This is a genomic window from Rhizobium sp. RM (assembly GCF_013390595.1).
Classification (GTDB): domain Bacteria; phylum Pseudomonadota; class Alphaproteobacteria; order Rhizobiales; family Rhizobiaceae; genus Agrobacterium.
The window spans coordinates 885,069-904,714 of the sequence record NZ_JACAWV010000007.1 but is presented as its reverse complement, the minus strand read 5'-3'; the positions used below and the strand labels follow the sequence as shown (position 1 = coordinate 904,714).

Annotated in this window: 15 protein-coding genes; 6 read left to right on the top strand and 9 right to left on the bottom strand. The window is 56.5% G+C overall.

Annotation, left to right across the window (positions count from 1 at the left end):
* Positions 1 to 47: 47 nt before the first annotated feature.
* The gene (locus HWX89_RS08655; RefSeq protein ID WP_138791903.1) at positions 48 to 1,463 is read right to left on the bottom strand and encodes an aldehyde dehydrogenase family protein; all 1,416 of its coding nucleotides are present in this window, start codon (positions 1,461 to 1,463) and stop codon (positions 48 to 50) included.
* Positions 1,464 to 1,562: 99 nt separating this feature from the next.
* On the opposite strand from HWX89_RS08655, the gene HWX89_RS08650 reads away from it, so the two are divergent.
* From HWX89_RS08650 to HWX89_RS08630, 5 genes are all read left to right on the top strand, one after another.
* Positions 1,563 to 2,456: a LysR family transcriptional regulator gene (locus tag HWX89_RS08650; protein WP_210271341.1), complete on the top strand. Its 894-nt coding sequence runs from the start codon at positions 1,563 to 1,565 to the stop codon at positions 2,454 to 2,456.
* Positions 2,457 to 2,651: 195 nt separating this feature from the next.
* The gene (locus HWX89_RS08645; RefSeq protein WP_138791905.1) at positions 2,652 to 3,176 is read left to right on the top strand and encodes an RNA polymerase sigma factor; all 525 of its coding nucleotides are present in this window, start codon (positions 2,652 to 2,654) and stop codon (positions 3,174 to 3,176) included.
* A 129-nt stretch (positions 3,177 to 3,305) separates the two neighbouring features.
* A complete protein-coding gene (locus HWX89_RS08640; protein ID WP_178340669.1) occupies positions 3,306 to 4,325 on the top strand; it encodes a FecR family protein in 1,020 nt (339 codons plus the stop codon).
* Between the two features lie 160 nt (positions 4,326 to 4,485).
* Positions 4,486 to 7,392, top strand: coding sequence for a TonB-dependent receptor (locus HWX89_RS08635; protein ID WP_178340668.1), 2,907 nt, complete (start codon positions 4,486 to 4,488; stop codon positions 7,390 to 7,392).
* Positions 7,392 to 10,148 carry a M16 family metallopeptidase gene (locus HWX89_RS08630; protein ID WP_138791908.1) on the top strand — a complete coding sequence of 919 codons (2,757 nt, stop codon included), beginning with the start codon at positions 7,392 to 7,394 and terminating at the stop codon, positions 10,146 to 10,148. The genes HWX89_RS08635 and HWX89_RS08630 overlap by 1 nt, the downstream gene beginning before the upstream one ends.
* Positions 10,149 to 10,213: 65 nt before the next feature.
* Here HWX89_RS08630 and HWX89_RS08625 read toward each other — a convergent pair whose 3' ends face one another.
* Genes HWX89_RS08625 through HWX89_RS08615 form a run of 3 tightly spaced genes read right to left on the bottom strand, consistent with a single transcriptional unit; the run spans position 10,214 to position 13,867 of the window.
* Positions 10,214 to 11,659, bottom strand: coding sequence for a c-type cytochrome (locus HWX89_RS08625; protein WP_210271314.1), 1,446 nt, complete (start codon positions 11,657 to 11,659; stop codon positions 10,214 to 10,216).
* Positions 11,656 to 13,302 carry a GMC family oxidoreductase gene (locus HWX89_RS08620; protein WP_138791909.1) on the bottom strand — a complete coding sequence of 549 codons (1,647 nt, stop codon included), beginning with the start codon at positions 13,300 to 13,302 and terminating at the stop codon, positions 11,656 to 11,658. Before HWX89_RS08620 ends, HWX89_RS08625 begins: the two co-directional genes overlap by 4 nt.
* A 1-nt stretch (position 13,303) precedes the next feature.
* Positions 13,304 to 13,867, bottom strand: coding sequence for a sugar dehydrogenase complex small subunit (locus HWX89_RS08615; RefSeq protein WP_246705105.1), 564 nt, complete (start codon positions 13,865 to 13,867; stop codon positions 13,304 to 13,306).
* Positions 13,868 to 14,162: 295 nt separating this feature from the next.
* On the opposite strand from HWX89_RS08615, the gene HWX89_RS08610 reads away from it, so the two are divergent.
* Positions 14,163 to 15,197 (top strand): LacI family DNA-binding transcriptional regulator, encoded by a 1,035-nt coding sequence (locus HWX89_RS08610; RefSeq protein WP_138791910.1) that lies wholly within the window; start codon positions 14,163 to 14,165, stop codon positions 15,195 to 15,197.
* A gap of 150 nt (positions 15,198 to 15,347) precedes the next feature.
* On the opposite strand, the gene HWX89_RS08605 is transcribed toward HWX89_RS08610, so the two are convergent.
* Genes HWX89_RS08605 through HWX89_RS08585 form a run of 5 tightly spaced genes read right to left on the bottom strand, consistent with a single transcriptional unit; the run spans position 15,348 to position 19,378 of the window.
* On the bottom strand, positions 15,348 to 16,025 hold the full coding sequence (locus HWX89_RS08605; protein WP_138791911.1) for an ABC transporter permease: 678 nt from the start codon (positions 16,023 to 16,025) through the stop codon (positions 15,348 to 15,350).
* 7 nt (positions 16,026 to 16,032) lie between these two features.
* Positions 16,033 to 16,710 (bottom strand): ABC transporter permease, encoded by a 678-nt coding sequence (locus HWX89_RS08600; protein ID WP_210271312.1) that lies wholly within the window; start codon positions 16,708 to 16,710, stop codon positions 16,033 to 16,035.
* A 57-nt stretch (positions 16,711 to 16,767) separates the two neighbouring features.
* On the bottom strand, positions 16,768 to 17,538 hold the full coding sequence (locus HWX89_RS08595) for a lysine/arginine/ornithine ABC transporter substrate-binding protein (protein ID WP_138791912.1): 771 nt from the start codon (positions 17,536 to 17,538) through the stop codon (positions 16,768 to 16,770).
* Between the two features lie 23 nt (positions 17,539 to 17,561).
* Complete coding sequence (locus HWX89_RS08590) at positions 17,562 to 18,344, bottom strand: ABC transporter ATP-binding protein (RefSeq protein WP_210271311.1); 783 nt, start codon at positions 18,342 to 18,344, stop codon at positions 17,562 to 17,564.
* A 44-nt stretch (positions 18,345 to 18,388) separates the two neighbouring features.
* Positions 18,389 to 19,378 carry a LysR family transcriptional regulator gene (locus HWX89_RS08585; RefSeq protein ID WP_178340667.1) on the bottom strand — a complete coding sequence of 330 codons (990 nt, stop codon included), beginning with the start codon at positions 19,376 to 19,378 and terminating at the stop codon, positions 18,389 to 18,391.
* Positions 19,379 to 19,646: the final 268 nt, after the last annotated feature.

The following is a 19,646-nucleotide window of genomic DNA, read 5'->3' as shown; positions in this document are numbered from 1 at the left end:
CGAAAGATGGCTCTTGCTTCGCCGCAAGAGCCATTTCTTTTTGCTGTTCACGCCAGAATGGCTTTGGCTTCCAGGTAAGCCTCAAGTCCGAACACCCCGTACTCCCGACCTATGCCCGACTGCTTGAACCCGCCGAATGGTGCCGTCGGATCGTGCGGTGCACCGTTTATCACCACGCGACCGCTATCGAGCCGTTCGGCCAATGACTGTATGTGCGCCATGTCTGTGCCGTGAAGATAAGATTGCAGTCCATAGGGGGTATCGTTGGCGATGGCGATCGCCTCTTCCTCGTCGTGATAGGCGATGACCGAGAGAACAGGCCCGAAGATTTCCTCGCGCGCAATACGCATCTCATTGTTGACGTTGAAGAAGATCGTCGGTTGTGTGAACCAGCCTTTGTTCAGACCCTGCGGCCGGCCAAGGCCGCCGGTCAGTAACGCGGCACCTTCCTGAAGTCCGACATCGATATAGGACTGTACCCGGTCGTATTGTTTCTGGCTGACCATTGGTCCGACCATCACCTGCGGGTCGGCAGGATCTCCCGCCTTGAACTGCGCAGCGCTCATCTTCAGCCGCATCAGAATGTCTTCCATACGTTGTGCGGGGGCAAGGATTCGGGTGCCGGCTACGCAGGCCTGTCCGCTGTTCATGAAGCCCATGCGCAAAACGGTCGGGATGACCGTGTCGAGATCGGCATCATCCAGAATGATGTTCGGGCCTTTGCCGCCGAGTTCCAGGGTGACGCGCTTGAGGCTTTCCGCACCAGCACGCAGGATTTCCTTTCCGACCCTGGTCGAGCCCGTGAACGTCACTTTGGCAACATCCGGATGGCGCGAGAATTCGGCGCCGACTACATCGCCAAGGCCGTTGACGACGTTGAATACACCCTTCGGCAACCCGGCTTCGTGAAGACATTCAAGCAGTGCCTGTGTCTGGATGGCGCTCATCTCGCTGGGTTTGATGACGATGGTCGTGCCGGCGGCAATCGATGTGGCGAGCTTTGAGGCAATGAAACCGATGTTGCTGTTCCAGGGCGTGATTGCTGCAACGACACCGATTGGCTGCATCCGAACCCTCGTCTGGCCAGACTGGCGATCGAAATCGTAGCTTTGAAGCGCCTTCGCCATATCGAGAAAGGTCGTTGCCGCATGCGGAATGGCAAAGCGGGTAAACGTTTGCGGCGCGCCGTATTCGGTCGCCATGGCCTCAGTCAGCTCCGGAATTCGCGCCGAGACAACCGAACTCAGCGTCTTCAGCATCTCGATACGCTCTACCTTTGTCGTTCTTGAAAAGGCAGGGAACGCACGCTTGGCAGCGGCGATTGCCGCCTGCGCGTCCTCGATATCGCCGAGGCGAACAGTGCCGATTTTCTCTTCAGTCGAGGGGTTATGAAGGTCGGCGGTTTGCGTGCCGTGGGGCGTGACGAACTGGCCGTCTATGTAGACTTTGTCGATGTGGCGCATGTCTGTCTCCTTTGAGGTGATGCGTCATATCTGGCATTTTGATGCTGTCCTGATAAGCTATCCAAAGATGCGCGGTCTGATAAGGAAACGTGGACAATGATGCGAGGATCTCTGGCCGAACTGGAAGCCGTTGTGGCGGTGGCGGCCCAAGGTGGTTTCCGATCTGCAGCGCGAGAACTTGGCATTTCGTCCTCGGCCCTCAGCCAGCAGATCGCGACACTGGAAGCAAGGATGGGTGTGCGGCTTTTCAATCGTTCGACGCGCAGTGTCGTGCTTTCAGCCGCTGGCGAGCAGTTCGTCGCGGAGATCGTGCCGGCGCTGGCGGCCATCCGCAACGCTGTCGAGCATGTCGATGAGCATCGGGCTGAGCCGACAGGCACCTTGCGGATCAACAGTTCCATAGGAGCGATCCGTATGGTTCTGGCGCCAGTGGTGCTGGAGTACATGCGTCTTCATCCGCAGATGGCGGTAGAGATCGTCACGGAAGGGGCGCTGGTCGACATCAACGCCCAGGGTTTCGATGCCGGCATTCGTATTCGTGAGGCGGTGCCGCCGGATATGATTGTCGTCCCGATCAGCGGCAGTGTGCGGCCGGCAATTGTTGGCTCGCGCGAGTATTTTCGGCATTTCGGCAAGCCCAAAATGCCAACTGATCTGCAGAGCCATCACTGTATTCGTGCGCGCATGGCCAGCGGTGCAATCTATGGCTGGGAGTTTGAGCGCCGGGGAGAGAGCTTCACCATGGATGTGCCTGGAAAATTGACGCTCGATGAAAGTGACCTGATGCTGCGCGCGGCGAGAGAAGGGGCCGGGCTTGCCTATCTCAACGAATGGCAGGTTGCCGACGATGTCGCCAGTGGTCGCCTTGAACAGGTTCTGGCGGAATGGACGCCGCCTTATCCAGGCCTCTGCCTGTATTATCCCGGGCGTCGCAATATACCGGCGAAACTGCGCAGCTTTATCGATCTTATAAAGGCAGTGCGCTGGGACTAGCGGAAGAGCAGCCTCATTCAAACCTTGAATATTGCGATAAAGACGAATTGCTTCTAGCACCGGTTGCGAGCGATTCTTCATGTCGCCGTTTCGGCGATTGCAAACCTCCAAATGACACGTTAACGAAACAAGACTTTTTAACTCAACTATTCTTGCCGGATACCTTGTGACCGCTTCCGAAAGCATTCTCTGATCATGGACAGCGATATTGCGCGCCTTGATGCGGCTTTTCCGGCTATGCGCTCATCCCTTTTTCAGGCCGTTCTGCGGATTGTACGCGACCCTGCCATTGCCGAAGAGTTGACGCAGGAGGCCTATGTGCGTGCCCGCCGGGCGGTGGAAACGGCAAAGCCGCAGCGCATGGAAGCCTTTCTTTGGCAGACCGCGCGCAATCTCGCTTTCGATTATATCCGTTGGAAAAAAGTTCGGGCTGGCACCGAGACACTCGATGCGGTCGAAAGCCAGGGGAGTGAGGTGGCCGACACCGCGCCTTCGGCAGAAGAGCAGGCAATCCAGAAAGACAACCTGCGCATTGTCGGCGAAGCCTTGCAAAAATTGCCGCCACGCGCTCAGAAGGTCTGGGTACTCAGCCGTGTCGAAGGATGGCCCTATCCCCGTATCGCCGCACATCTCGGCGTTTCGCCAAATACGGTTTTCAACGATATCAAGATGGTGATGGCATTGCTTTACGACTTGCGCACCAAAATGGATGCCCCATGAGATTTCATCAGCTTTTTGTCGAGAAAAATTTTTCTGAGCAATGTCTGCGAAGTTTTTTTGTGAGATATGCCCTGCTCGAACGTCACTGTTCATATGGTCGCGCGAAAACGGGAAAAGCGGACGGTTTTGATGCGTGAAGGCACAGGAGAGCAGAGCGGATCGGAAACTTTCCTGCATCCCGATCCGGCAGTCGATGCGGCGCTGGACTGGCTGGTGCGGCTGGAAGCGGCTGGCCATGTGGATAAGACCACACGCAGCGAATTTGATGTCTGGCTCGCCGCCGCGCCCTCCCATCAGCAGGCCTGGAATGAGATCCATGGCTTGTGGGCTTCGCCTGAAACGCTGGTCGCCGCACAGGAACTGGATGTTCACCTCAGCCAGCAGCCCGTTTCACTCGACGAAATGAGAGGGAAGAAGCGCCGCCGGTGGTCGTTCCGATCCTTTGCCATGGCTGCTGCTGCGTCGCTCGTCCTCGTCGCTGGCGCGTCTCATGTGATATCGAACTATCTGCCGCGGATGCTGGCGGACTACACCACGTCTACGGGTGAGCGCCGCGAAATTGCTTTGCCGGATGGCTCGCGGATGATCCTCAATACACACAGCGCCGTGGCTCTTGATTTTACCGAGGGGCAGCGCGGTGTGTGGCTTCTGCAGGGCGAGGCCTGGTTCGATGTTGTGCACGATGCCGAGCACCCCTTCCATGTTGCTGCAGCCTATAGCGAAGTGCGTGTCAAAGGCACGGCATTCAGTGTGCGCACCGAAGACGACACCGATACAGTCTCTTTGCAACGTGGTGCGGTTGATGCCGTGCATGAGCGCAAGAACATCCCCGTTGCGCATCTGGCGCCAGGCGAGATGGTCATTGCGTCGGAAAAATCCCTTTCTTCAGTCGCTCCGTTCAACTCCGATGAAAATTTCGGTTGGCTGAACGGGCGTGTCGTCATCGAAGCGCAGCCGCTCTCCAAGGCACTCGAAGAAGTCGGCCGGTATTACGATGGTCGTATCTTCGTTCTTAATCGCGCACTTCTCGACGTTGCCGTCAGCGGCGACTACAGGATCGATTCCGCCGAGGCCGCAATCGACAGTCTAACCACCGCTGCCGGTGGAAAAATCACTGTTGTTCCGGGCGGTTACATAATCATTCGATAAAAACTCAACTTTTTTTGTGAGATTTGTTCGCGTCGAACGTCGAACGCTACTGAGGGCCTGTTGCAGTGCAGCAGGCCATCGCCGAGCCGAGGGGGCTCAGCGGGATAGATCAGTGGCTCGTCTTCCATGATGGAGGATGAGAGGCGTTCAGGAGATGGAAATGGCATTGTATGCGGGGCAGGTCGCCGGCGGTCATCGTGGCGCTAGCGGAAAAAAACCGGTCGTAAAGTTTGCGGTCTGGTTGGCATCCTCAGCATTGATGCTGGTTCTGGCTTCACCCTCCCAGGCACAGACGACGGTGCCGGCTGAAGCAACGGCGCAGAGCGTTTCATTCTCCATTCCGGCGCAGCCGCTTGCCGACGCTATCAAGGCATTCATTCGCACGACCGGCTGGCAGGTTGGTTACCCAGCAGCACTCGTCGGCAATCTGCAGTCCAGGCCGGTTTCAGGACGCCTCGCGCCGCAAGCCGCTCTGCAAGCAATGCTGGCCGGGACCGGTATTGCCGTTCGCATCACCGGCCCGCAGACGGTGACGCTGGTGGATGCAAAAGCCGCTTCCGCCGCCGAAGGTGGCGACACCACCGTTCTCGATACGATCTCGGTTGCTGGCGGTAACAGAGGCGTCTCTCTTGGCACCAGCAGCCTTTCCGATACCGGCACAACGACAATTTCCGGAGGCCAGATCGTTGCCCGCTCGGCGGGAAACGACGCCAACGACATTTTGCGCAATCTGCCGAACGTGCAGTACCAGAACGATATCGATGACGACGCAGGCGTTTCCGATCAGGACTTGATCAATCTGAGACCACGCGAAGTCTCGATCTCCGGTGCGCGCGTTTACGAGAACAACTTCATTCTCGAGGGCATGCCGATCAATACGGTGACTGGGACGGCAGACAGTGATGATGACACTGATGTTGAAGACAGTTTGACGCCTGCTGACGTCAACCGCGTTTATGGTCTTCACTCGCAGTCCATTTACGTGCCGACCGATTTTCTGGAAAGCACCACTGTGATCGATAGCAATGCGTCGGCGCGTTACGGTAATTTTCAGGGCGGTGTTGTTTCTTACAAAATGCAGGAGGCCGCAAAGGATCGATGGAAAGGAAATGCCAGTACCGATTTTTCCACAAGTCGCTGGACCGGTTATCACGTGGGCACGGAAAATGGTCTTAATCCCAACGGTGTTGTAGAACCTGAATATTTAAAGCGAAGGTCCTCGGTCTCTCTGTCGGGGCCAGTTACCGACAATATCTCGATCCTCGGACAATATAGTACCCAGAGCGCGGTTACATCAAAAGACAAGGATTATCGCTACACCGAAAAACGTCGCGTTACAGAGGAGTCGAAAAACGATTTCTATCGGGGCCAGGTCAAGGCGGACACTGATTTCGGCGATTTTACTCTGGAAGGCGTTTATACCCATTACGATCAGATCTGGGAGAATGCGCGTTGGCGCAATATGCAGATCAATCAAGCTGCACGTGGCCTGAATAGCAAACTTGAGCACAATTACGAGTTTGCTGATTTCTCACTCGGGGGCGTAACGCTTTCAAACGTCAAGCTGGATTCGAAGCTGACCTATGGTCAATCCAGCACAATCAATGACGTGAATGGCAACGTCGCCAGAGCTTTCACGCAGTCGGCAGTCAAGAGCAGAGCCGTCTATTGGAATGCCACTTCGCTTTCTGATTGGTGCCGCACCGATCCGACGCAGACGATTGCCACGCTTTGCTATGATGGTGCCAATGGTGACAGAGAGCTTGGGCAGGAGCAAATAAGCTGGTCGCAGGACGTGACCGGTGACATATGGCAGGGCTCGTTCCGGCTCGGGGCGGAATATACCTACACTGATGCCTACCGGCGCAGACCGGAGGATGTAACTTACTATACATCCTATACGACGATAGCCGGTATCACGAGCTTCAGCGAATACACGTGCAACACGGCTGACGAGTGCAATTCGGAAATGTTCGCGAAGAGCAAATCGATCTACAAGGCCTTTGATATTCACGCTCATCTCAATCAATTCGACACCTACGCGGAGTTGGAGCAGACTTGGGATTGGTTCAACGTCCGAGCCGGAGTGCGGGCGACCTATGATGACTACATGCAGAACCTGAATGTTGCGCCGCGTGTGGTTACTAACATCACACCATGGGAAGACTTTACCATTTCACTTGGCGCTAACCGTTATCACAGCGCCCAGAGTTTGGCTTTCGCAATTCGCGATGGAGTACCCAGACCAGAGAACTTTAGTCGTACAGCTACTAGTACAGGTGTTGTAAGCGATTTCGCAGCTGGTCGTTCCACAGGTTACCTCCTCAATAGCGCATCCGATCTCAAAACCCCCTACACGGACGAATTGTCACTAGGAATATCTGGAATCGAACCATTGTTTGACGGCCAGTGGCGCTTGCGTTTCTTGGATCGTCGCTCGAAAGATCAATACGCTTCGGAGAAGACTGGCAGTAACTACGTGCTGACGAATGACGCCCACGGCGCCTATCAATCAGTCACTGCTGAATATTCGAAGGAACTTGACGTGACGGCTGTGAGTGGCCTTGATCAACTGCTCTTAAATGCCTCGGTCACTTGGTCTCGTCGGGAAGTCTCCAATACCAGTTACTATGAAGACTCCCTAGAGGATGAGTACATCTACTATCATGGCCAGTCATATACCAAATCCGGATTCAACGTTGTAACCGGAAATATGGACATCCCTCTGCGATTTCAGGCAGGGTTATCCAGCAGCTGGTTCGATGACACTTTGAAACTTGATGTGAACGCCAACTACAATGTTGGATATACCGGAGCAAAGTATACCGACGAAAATATTGTCATCGACGGAAGAAGCCATGAAATTTATGAGGATTTCGACTTTGATCCACTCCTGACCGTGGATTTGTCCGCCAGCTACCAGATTTATAAAAAGGGTGAGGCTGGCCTGACCCTAAATGTCCGTGTCGACAATGTTTTCGACGAGACCGGTAACGCGACTGCATCTGCGACCCGGCCCTGGCTGGTCGGCAGAACCGTCTGGGTTGGCGCCAAGGCGACGTTTTGATGATGGTTATGCTTTCGCGATTTGTCGCTGCTATCGTTATGCTCGTGGCTCCGCTGGCCCATGCTGGCGAGGTGGAGTGGGACCCGCGCCTTACCCGTGGAACGCTCGATAACGGTCTTGCCTATGTCCTCTATGATAGTGGCAAGGCGACAGACCCGTTCAATATCCGGCTGATTGTTCACGCCGGATCGGTGGATGAAGAAGAGCCTAGCGGTATCGCCCACATTCTGGAACACATGGTGTTCCAGTCGAACAAGACCCATTCTGAAGGCATCCATCGTTACATCCAGCAGATCGGTTGGCGACAGGGTTTGCAGATCAATGCCGTGACGCGTGAAAGCGAAACGCAATATATGATCCGCACGCGCCCCAATGACGCTCTCGATCTTTCAGGCGCATTGAAGCTCGCTTCCGATACGGTCTTCGGCGCGCAGTTGCGACAGGAAGACTGGGCGAAGGAACGGTTCGTGATCCTTGAGGAGCTGCGGCAGGGCAACAAAACGGCCGATCGTATCAGTCGCCAGAAAAAGGCGGCCTTGCGCGTCGGTTCCCGTTATGTCGACCGCTCGACAATCGGTACGCGTGAAACCATCGAAAATGCCTCGATCGAGGATATCCGTGCTTTTTACGATCGCTTTTACACGGCCTCGAATATGACCCTCGTCGTCTCGGGCCGTATCGACAAGGCCAGTGCGGAAGCTGCGATCAAGGCGGCATTCGGTTCCGCTCCCAAGCGTGCAAGACCGGACCGGTCCTATCTCGACCTGCCGTTAAAGGGGGGGCTCAGTACCGGGCTTGTGCAGGACCCGGCAGGCACGTCATCCCAGACGACCTATGCGTTTCGCCTGGCCATGCCTGATCGGACGAGTGAAGCGGGACAGCTTGCCTATCTTCAGAAGTATTTTCTCACGCGTCTGATCCGAGATGCCATCCAGGCGCAGGCACCGCACTTTGAAAACTCGGTCGACAGGCTTGGTTTCGTGGCCCAGGAAACCACGGAACACCGGCTGATCCTTGCCTTCAACGCGTCTGGCATCAATCACGCTGCTGCTCTGCCTGTTCTGCTTGAGGCTATCGAGCGTGTCAGGCGTGAGGGAATTGCCAAGCCAGCCTTCGACCGGCTGATGGCCTCTGCGCGGCGCATCAATGACACCAATGTCAAAGCTGCCGAAGGCCGCACCTTTGCCGAATGGGAAGATCGTATTGCTTCTGCGGTACTGACAGGCTCGGTGGTCGACGATCCCGCCAAAAGAGCAGAGCGCACCCGTGTTCTTCTCGACCGCATAAACCTTGAAGACCTTGAGGCCCGTATGCGGGAGATGTTGTCGTCTCCGGATCAGGTGCTTTTTTATCAGGCTCCGGGCGGCGTCAGTGTTTCCGTGCCGTCCGTTGCCGACGTGATGGCGATCCGTGACCGCCTTGCGGCTTTGCCGAAGCTGCCAGATCTGCCGCCACTGTCCGATCCGAAACAGGTTGCCGAGACCCCTATCCCTTCGTGGTCGGCCGATGCAACCGTTCCACAAACGGGCTCGGTGGCAGAAGTACGCAACCTCGAAAACCCAGACATCCGGGAGTGGACACTTTCGAATGGCGATCGGGTCGTCTGGCTGGTACGTGATACACCGGATGGCAAGATTTACCTTTCCGGTCAGTCGTCACCGGGTTTTCGCAACGTAGAGTTCGGTAGCACCCTGTCGCAGGTGGCGGTGCAACTGTGGGCGCAGAGCGGTTTTCGCTTCTGGACGCAGGAGGAATTCGATCGCTGGACAGAAGCGCAGCCCGGCGGCAGCCGCTGGAGTTATGCTCTGAAGGCCAATGTGCTTGATGCGGCAGTTGTCGCTACACCGGAACGTCTTCCCGCTCTTCTCGAACGTTATGCGCAGGACATTGCGTTCGGGACCGTCCGTCCGGAAGCCGTCGCGGAGTTTCATCGTCTCAGTGCCGCAAGTGCTGATCAGGGCGATGACTATGCGCAACTTCTTTATGGCCTCGGGCAACCCGAGCGTACGCCTGCGTCACTGACCGTTGGGGAGCTGCAGGCTGCCGCTTCAAAACTCTTGGCCCAGCCTGTCACATGGTTTGCCGTCGGGACTGCTCCCGATGACAATATTCGCGACGGCTTTGCCAAAACCATTGGCGCCGTGTCCCGCCAGGCAGTTCTCAAAACGGCACCTGCTTTGCAGCGCGAGGGACTTTACGCGGCGACCGTGGAGGATGGCGACGGCGACCGTGCCCGCGTGCAATTGTCGTTCTTCACGCCCATGAACTGGACGCCGGAAACAAGTTTCCTCATTTCTGCGCTTAATCCCGTCGCTCAACAGGCGCTGAAAAACGAACTGCGCTACAAGCTGGGTGGCATCTATACCCTGCAGTTCGAGCTTGAACTGGATGCGGGAAGCAATCGGGCTATCGGTACGCTGTCATTTTACTGCGCGCCTGAGAGGGCGCAGGAGCTTACAGATGCTGCCATCGGGGTACTGGATCGCATGCCAGAGATCGTTCGGGGCGTCGACATTGATCGTATCCGTGCCGACATCAACTTTGCCGAAGGCAGCCGGCTAGATGATCCCAATACATGGCTGCGACGGCTGGCGTTGAGTTATCGCCGGTACGATAACGCCGGTTATCTCACGCGCATGAAAGATCTGCCTGGGCGTTTGACGCAGCAGGTTTTTGAAGCCGAAGCGGCTTCCGTTTTCAAGACAGATAATCTCGCGGTGCTGACGCGCTTGCCGGTTGAGAGAGCGGAGCCTTAAATCCGGCGGCGTTAAATTGCCGCAAGCGGTTGCGTGACCCGAAAAAAAGCCGGGTCACGTCAGAATTAATGCGTCTGCCGTGCCCTTGACCTGGTGACGACGTAGCCGGCAATAATCATTGCCGCGACAAGACCGAGGAGCGCTGCAGGCAACATGAACGGCTGCGCTTTTGCCAGAAGCGGGACGGGGCCACCGGCACGTGCGGTTGCAACATCCGCTGGCGAGACATGTGCATCCGGGTTGCCGAATTTGGTCAGAACATAGTTCGAGACGTCGGCAATGTCCTGATCGCTCAACGGGTCGACGTAGGACTGCTTGCCAAACCCTGGCATCAACACCTCATGATGGCCCGTTGTCCGTTCGACCCCATAAAGAATTGTGGCAACAAGATTGGCGGGCTCGATCGATCCGGTTGCAGTGTTGTGAAACAACGAGGGATAAGCCTGGTTTTCGCTGCCTGCTCCATTCGGCTGATGGCAGCTTGCGCAATATCCACTGTACATCTGCTCGCCGTTGCGCAGGCTGTCGTGTTCGTTTTGGGCATAGAGACCGCGGATCTTGTCCTCGTCGCTGCCCGTCCCTGAAAACGCATGAGCAGGCTGTGTTTCGCGCGGATCACGGATGGGGGGAACCGTCTTGAGATAGGCAGCCAAAGCTTTGAGATCGCTGTCGGGAAGGTGTTGCAAGCTGTTTTGAACCGCTTCCGCCATGCCACCGGCTGCCTGGTTCTTGCCTTCTGCGTGGCCGGTGCGGAAATATGCGACGAGTTCGTCGTTGCTCCAGCCACCGATCCCGCTGACCGGGTCTGAGGTTATGTTAGGCGCATACCACGGCCCGACGAAACCACCTGCCAGGAACGCGCCACCATTCTCGCCCATCAACGGTCCGCGTGGAGTGTGGCAGGAACTGCAATGGCCAAGCGCGCCGGCGAGATAGGCGCCACGATTGAGCTCGTCTGATCTGGCTGGATCGGCGCTGAATGGCGTCTTCGTGGCATAAAGCAGGTTCCAGAATGCCATCGAAAAACGCAGGTTAAAGGGAAATGGCAGCGCAGTGTAATCTTTCGGCTTGCCGTCGACGGGCGCCACACCCTGCATGAAGTAGGTGTAGAGGGCGTGGATGTCCTTGTCGGTCATTTCCGCATAGGCATCGTAAGGCATGGCCGGATAGAGATGCTGACCATCTTTACGGATGCCCTTGCGGACAGCCTGTTCGAAGTCTTTTTCCGTATAGGTTCCGATACCCGCCGTCTTCGAAGGCGTAATGTTGGTGGAGAAGATCGTTCCAAGTGGCGAAACGATGCCGTACCCCCCGGCAAAGGGTGCGCCTTTGCCTGGCACCGTGTGGCAAGCCATGCAGTCGGCGCCTATAGCAACCATCTTGCCCTGCTCGATAAGAGCTTTCATGTCGGCCGACGGTTCCTGCGCCTGTGCGGGAGCAGAAAACGCCAGCCCAATACCGAGCAGTGAGGAAACGAGCATTGTGCGTTTGGTGACGTCACGCATGGTCATGCCCCCATCCGGCGGGAAATGTCGTCGGCTGCCTTCAAGCCAAGCGCGGCCATGGTCAGTGTGCTGTTCACCACGCTGGCGGACGGCATCGCGGAACCGCCAGCGATCCACAGGTTACCGTGATCGTGTGAAAGACAGTTGCCATCCACAACCGAATCCTTGGGGTTTGCCCCCATGATACAGCCGCCCATGATGTGGTTGTTGGCGTTGAGCGACGTGGTGATGTGCAGGTCGGTGGCGTTGAAGAGCCTGGCGATCTGTTCGAGTTGCGTGACGGCGGCGTCATAGCCTTTACGCACATAACCGCCGACATCGTAGTAGACATCGGGGCAGGGTATGCCGTGAGGGTCCATGCGCGTCTTGCTCAGAGTGACGCGATTATGCGCTTCTGGAAGAGGCTCGAGGCTGATCGAAAGATCGACGCCGTGGATTGAGCGCTTTCTGATCTCGGCGTCGAGCTCATCGCCGACCAATCCCTGTTTCAGGGCGGCGGTTGCCGCAGATGTGACCTGGGTGATGTTGTTCAGGATCATCTTGTTCGCGGAGTATTCCGACCGGAATTCACCATCACGCGGGCCGACGAGACAGCTACTCTGCGCAGGTCCACGGCCGATCCACAAGGGTTCATCAGCCTGGAAGAAACAGTGGAAGCCCGAGTGATCCATCATGTTGCGACCGACCTGATCGGAAGAGTTGGCGATGCCTGCGGGATTGCGGTCGTTGGCTGCCGCCAGGAGAAGACGTGGGGACTCCAGCGAGTTGCAGGCAATGACGAAGGCTTGCCCGGTGGCCTTGTGGGAGACATGCTTGTTATCGTACCAGTGGATCGCGGTGATACGATTGTTCTCGTCCGTATCGATTTTGTAGACGACGGATTCGGCCAGCACGACAGCACCCTTGGCTTCAGCCGAAACAACCGAGTGGATGCCGTTATACATCGCGCCGATGGGACAGATGGGCTGGCAATTGTTGTTTCCGCAGCAGGTTGGCCGACCGTTCCAGGGTCTTGTGCTGCGTCCCTGTGGGATAGGAACCGAGCGGAAGCCGTGCGGATTGACTACTTCGGCAAACCGCTTATCGCCATAACTCCAGGGCACCATGTCCATCGGATAGGGACGGCTGCGCTCGGCGGGAGATTGCAATGCTGGATCGTTTGGTCCCGCGACCCCCATCGTGTCTTCCGCCCGACAGTAATAGGGCTCGAGTTCGTCGTAGGAAATCGGCCAGTCGCGTCCCACGCCGTAGGCTGAATACATTTTCAGATCGACAGGCAGATGCCGCCACGACGATGCCGCCCAGTGCCAGGTCGTGCCGCCGACGGTTTTCAGGTAACCCTGTTTGAACCCCTTGCCATCGGGGCCGGACAATTCCACGAAATTGTTTTCCGGCCAGTAGAGCGGGGCTGGCGCCCACTTGGACTGGGGATAGAGACCCTGGAAATCAGAGCCGGTGCGGTTCTTGAACGGCATGTTGCGCCAGTTCTCCACCGCTTGAGCCCGCTGGATACGCAATCCCGCGTCGAGAACCAGAACCGATTTGCCCTCACCAGCCAATTGATCGGCCATCATTGCGCCGACAACGCCGGAACCGACAATGACCACGTCAGCCGTGGCATCGCCATTGGAAAACACTGGTGATTTCATGTCAGAGAACTTTCGGATTGTTGATAGGCATGCGGGCGATCTGTGGCGGCAGACCTGTCCACCACATCGGGCCCTTGTTGCAGTAGGTTGGAACGATCAGACCATCCGCGACGGGGCGGTACATCAGCGCCTCTCTGTAAGCGACGACGACCGGCCCTTTCGATGTTTCGATCGTGCCTGTGTACCAGGCGGTCAGGATCGTGCTGAGGAGATCGCCTTGACCGGTCCCGGTCGCCGCCTCCTTCAACTGCAGCGCCGTCACATGGCGGTCGGACAAGATGCCCAGTGCCGCGATGGCGGAAGGCAGATCGGGATGATCAATCAGCAGAGCATCGTAGATGCGCGCAGACGTGATGGAAGACAGGTCGGGCTTGCCGGTAATCGTTTTGGAGACCGCATAGAAGTTTGCAAAAACGCTGGCTTTGGCATCGTCAGCAAAGCTCTGCCGATCAGTGGTCATGGCCAGAACAAGCGCGGCAGTCGCGGTCATCAGCGCGCGCCGTGTGATGACAGGCGGGTCACCAATTCCCTGCGTTGATGGTGTTGGGTCGGACAAAATTTCCATATCAAGTTCCATAGGGACGTGCGGGTTCGATCCGCCACGTCATGGGCAGTGAAATTAAAAACAGGACTTTGATTTCGGCTCGTGGTGCGTTGACAACGATCGCCAGGGTCGAAATGACGCACTGTTTTTGCTATTTAGATCGATCTAAGTCAATTCAGAAATTTTGCAGTGCAGCATTTTTGAATCCGGGCGGCTATCCCGAACTGCTCCAAACCTGTCTGGACGGTTCGGCTTGTGGTCGTGTAAGGATCGGTTCTGCACTGACCTTAAAGTTGTCCAAGACACGCTGGATCGCATGAAAGACCATGGCTCGAACCGTCAGGTGACCTTGATTGATGTGGCGAGGGAGGCCGGGGTCTCGCGCGCAACGGCCTCGCTGGTTATTCGGCAGAGCCCGCTTGTCTCAAAGTCCACGCGTGAGAGCGTCGAAGCGGCCATCGAAAAACTGGGTTATGTCCGCAATCTGACAGCAGCGCGCCTACGCTCCGTACAGAGCAGGCTTATCGGCCTCATTGTGCCAAATCTTTCGAACCCGTTCTTCGCAGAATTTCTGGCGGGCGTTGAAGCGGTCCTCGACCAGCATCATCTCGCCGTGCTGATGGCAAACAGCCAGGATGATTGCGGCCGGCAGACAGACTTGATGCGGCGGATGCGTGAACATGGCGTGGACGGTGTGATCATCTGCCCGGCGGCCGAAACGCCAAATGATTGGGACGAAGGTCGTAGTTTCGGATCAATGCCGGCCGTCCAGACGTTGCGACACGTCACTCGAAATCTCGATTATGTCGGAGTGGATTATCAGCAAGGTGTACGGCTCGCCGTCGATCATCTTGTGAAACTCGGACACCGCGCGATCAATCTGGCGGTTCAGGGGCCCGAGCATTCGGCGTATCGTGAACGTGTCGCATCCTACAAAAGCACGATGTCTTCGTACGGGCTCGATGATGAGGCAATTTTCCGTATCCCCGGGTCGATTGCGGAGATTCCCGGATGCGCCGGTGAGCTGATGAAGTGTTATCCGGCATCCACCGCAACGCTTTGTTTCAATGACATCACCGCGTTTGGCCTGTCCGCCGGATTTTACGATCTTGGGGTCGCGCTCGGCCGTGACCATTCGCTGATCGGCTTCGATGACGTGCTGAATGGTGAGGCCCGGCGTCCGAAACTGACATCGGTTGCAACCCACCCCGAGCTTATCGGCAGGGCGGCGGCAAGCCGTATGATTGCAAGACTAAAAGAACCTTCGCTGCCGGCAAACAGCCAGATTCTTCCTGCCGATCTGGTCGTTCGGCAAACCTGCGGACCAGCGCCTGCCACGCCAAGCCTCTAAGATGTGCTTCGGTTCTTGGGACCAAACCAATTCTTGAGCCGCCTTACGCGACCCAGTGGCCAATCACAGCTGTCACCTTTCGCCGGGCTTTACAAAGCAAATGAAACCGCAGGCCATGTGATGCCGTACGAGCCCGAGGGCACAAGCGTATCAACGAAACGCCAGAAATTTGCGTTCGCTCTTCCTGAAAACCATGGTGATAAACAGCACGACGACCATGTAAAGCGCAGCAGCCGTGAGAAAGCCTTCGTAGACCACGTAATAGGTCGAATTCAGTTTGCGTCCGGCCCCAAGAATGTCGACGATGGTGATCGTCGAAGCAACCACGCTTGCGTGCAAGAGGAAAATCACCTCATTGGAATAGGCTGGCAATGACAGGCGAAATGCCTGTGGGAGAGCGATCAGCCGGATCACCTGAGCGCGCGTCATACCGTAGGCAGCGGCCGCTTCCAGTTCGCCTTTGTCCAGACTGACGAGTGCGCCTCGGTAGATCTCTGCAACATAGGCTGCACTGTTGAGCGTGAAGCCGACGATGGCGCAGGTATAGGCGTTGCCGAGCAACAGCCAAAGTGCTGACTCACGAACGCCCTGAAACTGGGCAAGGCCGTAATAGAGAATGTAGAGCTGCACCAGAAGCGGCGTTCCACGAAACACGTATGAATAGGTTGCCGCGGCTTTCCCGAGGAAGGGAACGTTATAGGCTTGCACGAGAGCGAGCGGGATCGCCAGAATTGCGCCAAGGGCGAGCGCAATCCCAACCATCGACACGGTGACCCACAAACCATGGGCGAAAAGCGGCCAGTTCTCGAAGATCAGCGCGAAGTCCATGCAGCACCTATTGAAGCTTGTAGCGGTTTCGAAGCTGCCGCAGGGCAAGATCGGAAAGGAATGTCAGACCGAGATAGACGGCAAAGGCCAGGAGAAGGAACAGGAATGGCTGGTGGGACGAGCGCCCGGCCTGATTGGCGTTATACATCACATCCTGTAGGCCGATGATCGACACCAGCGCCGTTGTCTTGAGAAGCACCAGCCAGTTGTTGGTGAAACTCGGCAGAGCCAAGGGCACGAATTGCGGCCAGACAATCAGGCGCAGCCACGTCAGCGGTCGCATACCGCAGGCAAGTGCTGCTTCAATTTCGCCCTTGTCCAGTGCGGCGTAGCTGCCTCGAAACGTTTCCGTCATGTAGGCGCCGAAAATGAAGCCGATGGTCGCTGTGCCAGCAACGAAAGGGCTGATCTCGATGTAATCCCACAAGCCGGTCATTTCGCCGATTGAATTGACGAGGGTCTGACCACCGAAATAAACGATCAGCATTAAAACGAGGTCGGGAATACCGCGGACAAGTGTCGTGTAACCATTGCCGAGAATGTTCGGCAGGCGATGTCGCGACAACTTGGCCCAAGCGCCGAGCAGGCCGAAGAAAACCGCCAGAACCAGCGAAGCAAGCGACAACGTGATTGTCAGGCCGATACCTGAAAGCACCATCGGACCATATGCGAACAGGGTATCCACGCGACTTCATCCCCTTGGCTGAAGGCGCCGCCTTTTCACAGGCGGCGCCACTGCGGATTATTTACCGTAGACGTCGAACGGGAAATACTTGGCGTTAATCTTCGCGTAGGTGCCATTCTCGCGGATCGTCTTGATCGCGCCGGTGATGGTGTCGCGCAGCTTGCTGTCCTTCTTGCGAAGCGCAATCCCCGTGCCTTCGCCGAAATACTTGTCTTCGGTGTATTCCGGACCAAAGAAGGCAAAGTCCTTGCCCTGCGGCGTTGCAAGGAAGCTATCCTGTACCACCACCATGTTCGCCATGCCGGCATCGATACGGCCGGCGGCCAGATCAAGCCAGACTTCAACCTGTGTCGGGTAGGTTTTGACGGTGACACCAGGCATGGTCTTTTCCAGGAATACCTGGGTTACCGTGCCGCTCTGTACGCCAACGGTTTTACCATCGAGCGTTTCAGGCGTCAGGCCGGCCTTTGCCGGAGCAACGAAGCGGTAGGGGATCTTGTAGTATTTGCCGGTGAAGTCGACGGCGCGCTTGCGCTCTTCGGTGATCGACATCGACGCGAGGATCGCGTCATATTTGCCGGACTGCAAAGCGGGGATAAGACCGTCCCAGTCCTGCTCGGTCCAGGTGCACTTTGCTTTCAGGACTTCGCAGATCGCGTTACCGATATCGTAATCGAAGCCAGCCAGTTCACCCGCCTCGGTCTTGTACATGAAAGGCTTGTAGCCCGCCTCGGTTCCCCAGCGGATGGTCAGATCTTCGGCGCTTGCGCCACCTGCAAGCAGGGCGGCAACGGCCGAAGCGGCCAGAACTTTAAATACCTTGTGCATAGTCGTTCCTCTCTGTGTTGTTTTTACATTCTGGCAATGAACTCGGCCCAGCGGGCCGATACGTCCGCAGGGTTGCGGAACATTTCGTTGGGTGGCGCGACGGCTTCGGCCACCCCTTGATTCATGAACATGACACGGGTGCTCACATCACGGGCAAATGCCATCTCGTGTGTAACAACCAGCATCGTACGGCCTTCCTCGGCCAGATCGCGCATCACTTTCAGCACGTCTCCGACCATCTCCGGGTCAAGTGCCGATGTCGGTTCGTCAAAAAGCAGGATTTCCGGGTCCATGGCCAGCGCACGGGCGATGGCGACACGTTGTTTCTGCCCGCCTGACAACTGCGATGGATAGAAGTTCAGGCGCGCGGACATGCCGACGCGATCGAGAAAATGTTTTGCTTTGGTCTCGGCTTCGGTCTTGGAAGCGCCCTTCACATGGATCTGGGCGATGGTGACATTTTCGAGTACCGTCAAATGGCGCCAAAGATTGAAGCTCTGAAAGACCATGGCGAGGCGGGTCCGCAGATCCGTCAGTTCCTTGGTGTCGCTTGGCTCAAGCTGCCCCTCGCGGTTGCGTCGCAGGGCGATTTCACGGTCGTTGACCATGATCTGGCCTTCGGTGGGATGTTCCAGAAAATTGATGCAACGGAGAAACGTGCTTTTTCCAGACCCCGATGAACCGAGGATGGAAATGATATCGCCCTTGTGTGCAGCCAGCGAGATGCCCCGAAGAACCTCAAGATCGCCAAAGGATTTGCGAATGTTGAGAACCTCAAGGGGAGGGACTTGCTTCAATGTCGTCATCTCCTTCGTCTCCGCCGGTCTGCTATGAGAAACAAAATTTTGCCTCATGATAAATCGCTGTTATCGAATTGTTCGGTGCGTTTGCGTGCAACAGAACGTTTCTTTGCCTGTGCCGTGGCAGTGTTCGTCAGCCGTTCGAGGAAGGCGTTCGTCACCACCGAACCGCGCCGGCTGCGACTGACCGCCACACAGATCGGCGCCGAGTACTCGAAGATATCAGGCCTGATGCTGACAAGCTCCTCGCTAGCAGCATGTTTGGGCAGAAAACCGAGATAAGCGCCTGCCTGGATCAGTGCCGCTACGGCCTCGGTCTGGAAAACCGTCGGGCCGCGCCGAAACTGCTGCTTGATCTTTAGAAGCTTTTCTCCCTCGAGATAACCGCGAAATACCAACTCGTGCCGTGTGATCTTCTCGACCGACAGATCCGGGTCTTTGTCCAAAGCTTCCAATAACGGGTGGGATACCCCCGCGTAAAGGGCAACTTTCTCGTCATAAAGATCAAAATAAACCAGTTCATCGAGATGCCGGTAGGCCGGGAAGATACCAAGGTGAAAACTGCCGTCGAGAATGCCGCGTTCGATCGTTCCGGGAGATTCCACCGTCAGATTGATTTCGACCCGTGGCGCAAGCGTGCGGAATTCGCGAATGGCCGGCAACACGGGGCTGCGGATATCCGAAAAACTATAGTCCATGATCGCCAGATTGATCCGGCCCGAAAAGTCGTCGTTGATCGCGGCCATGTCGGCCATGAACTGCTCGGTGGTCGATAAAAACGCACGGATCAGCGCCAGCGCCTGTTCGCCGTGCTGGGTCAATACGAAACCGCTACGCCCGCGATAACAGAGCATGTATCCGAGCCGCGTTTCCAGATGGGAAATCTGTCGTGAGATTGTCGATCGTCCGACACCAAGCTGTCCCTGCGCGGCAGAGAAACCACCGCAATCAGCAACCGTGCAGAAGACGCGGAAGAGGTGCATATCAGTGTCGCTGACACGCCCAAGCAATTTCCGGCGTTTGTTAAGTTTCGGCTGCATGAACCACCTCATTCCTTCGTTCGACGTGGATGCAACAAATGTGCCTGAAATCTTTGTCGGTGGGGATAGCGAATACGACATCCGGCGAACATAGGCTCACAAACCAGAAAGAACCGTCAGGACATAGAGTGTACGCGCTCATCGATGATACCGGTGGAGTTGTTTGTTGCATAATAATGCAAAAAAACTTCCAAGCTTGCATATTTTTGCATCAGCTATTTCCTGCTAGATTTGCATCCACTTAGAGAAAAAGCGTGATCGGTTGTCG

What these genes read in the sequence shown, in the direction of transcription:
- HWX89_RS08620 (WP_138791909.1), bottom strand. Translation starts at nt 13,302, where the DNA reads ATGAAATCACCAGTGTTTTCCAATGGCGATGCCACGGCTGACGTGGTC.
- HWX89_RS08645 (WP_138791905.1), top strand. Translation starts at nt 2,652, where the DNA reads ATGGACAGCGATATTGCGCGCCTTGATGCGGCTTTTCCGGCTATGCGC.
- HWX89_RS08595 (WP_138791912.1), bottom strand. Translation starts at nt 17,538, where the DNA reads ATGCACAAGGTATTTAAAGTTCTGGCCGCTTCGGCCGTTGCCGCCCTG.
- HWX89_RS08635 (WP_178340668.1), top strand. Translation starts at nt 4,486, where the DNA reads ATGGCATTGTATGCGGGGCAGGTCGCCGGCGGTCATCGTGGCGCTAGC.
- HWX89_RS08655 (WP_138791903.1), bottom strand. Translation starts at nt 1,463, where the DNA reads ATGCGCCACATCGACAAAGTCTACATAGACGGCCAGTTCGTCACGCCC.
- HWX89_RS08615 (WP_246705105.1), bottom strand. Translation starts at nt 13,867, where the DNA reads ATGGAAATTTTGTCCGACCCAACACCATCAACGCAGGGAATTGGTGAC.
- HWX89_RS08650 (WP_210271341.1), top strand. Translation starts at nt 1,563, where the DNA reads ATGCGAGGATCTCTGGCCGAACTGGAAGCCGTTGTGGCGGTGGCGGCC.
- HWX89_RS08625 (WP_210271314.1), bottom strand. Translation starts at nt 11,659, where the DNA reads ATGACCATGCGTGACGTCACCAAACGCACAATGCTCGTTTCCTCACTG.
- HWX89_RS08605 (WP_138791911.1), bottom strand. Translation starts at nt 16,025, where the DNA reads ATGGACTTCGCGCTGATCTTCGAGAACTGGCCGCTTTTCGCCCATGGT.
- HWX89_RS08630 (WP_138791908.1), top strand. Translation starts at nt 7,392, where the DNA reads ATGATGGTTATGCTTTCGCGATTTGTCGCTGCTATCGTTATGCTCGTG.
- HWX89_RS08585 (WP_178340667.1), bottom strand. Translation starts at nt 19,378, where the DNA reads ATGCAGCCGAAACTTAACAAACGCCGGAAATTGCTTGGGCGTGTCAGC.
- HWX89_RS08590 (WP_210271311.1), bottom strand. Translation starts at nt 18,344, where the DNA reads ATGACGACATTGAAGCAAGTCCCTCCCCTTGAGGTTCTCAACATTCGC.
- HWX89_RS08640 (WP_178340669.1), top strand. Translation starts at nt 3,306, where the DNA reads ATGCGTGAAGGCACAGGAGAGCAGAGCGGATCGGAAACTTTCCTGCAT.
- HWX89_RS08610 (WP_138791910.1), top strand. Translation starts at nt 14,163, where the DNA reads ATGAAAGACCATGGCTCGAACCGTCAGGTGACCTTGATTGATGTGGCG.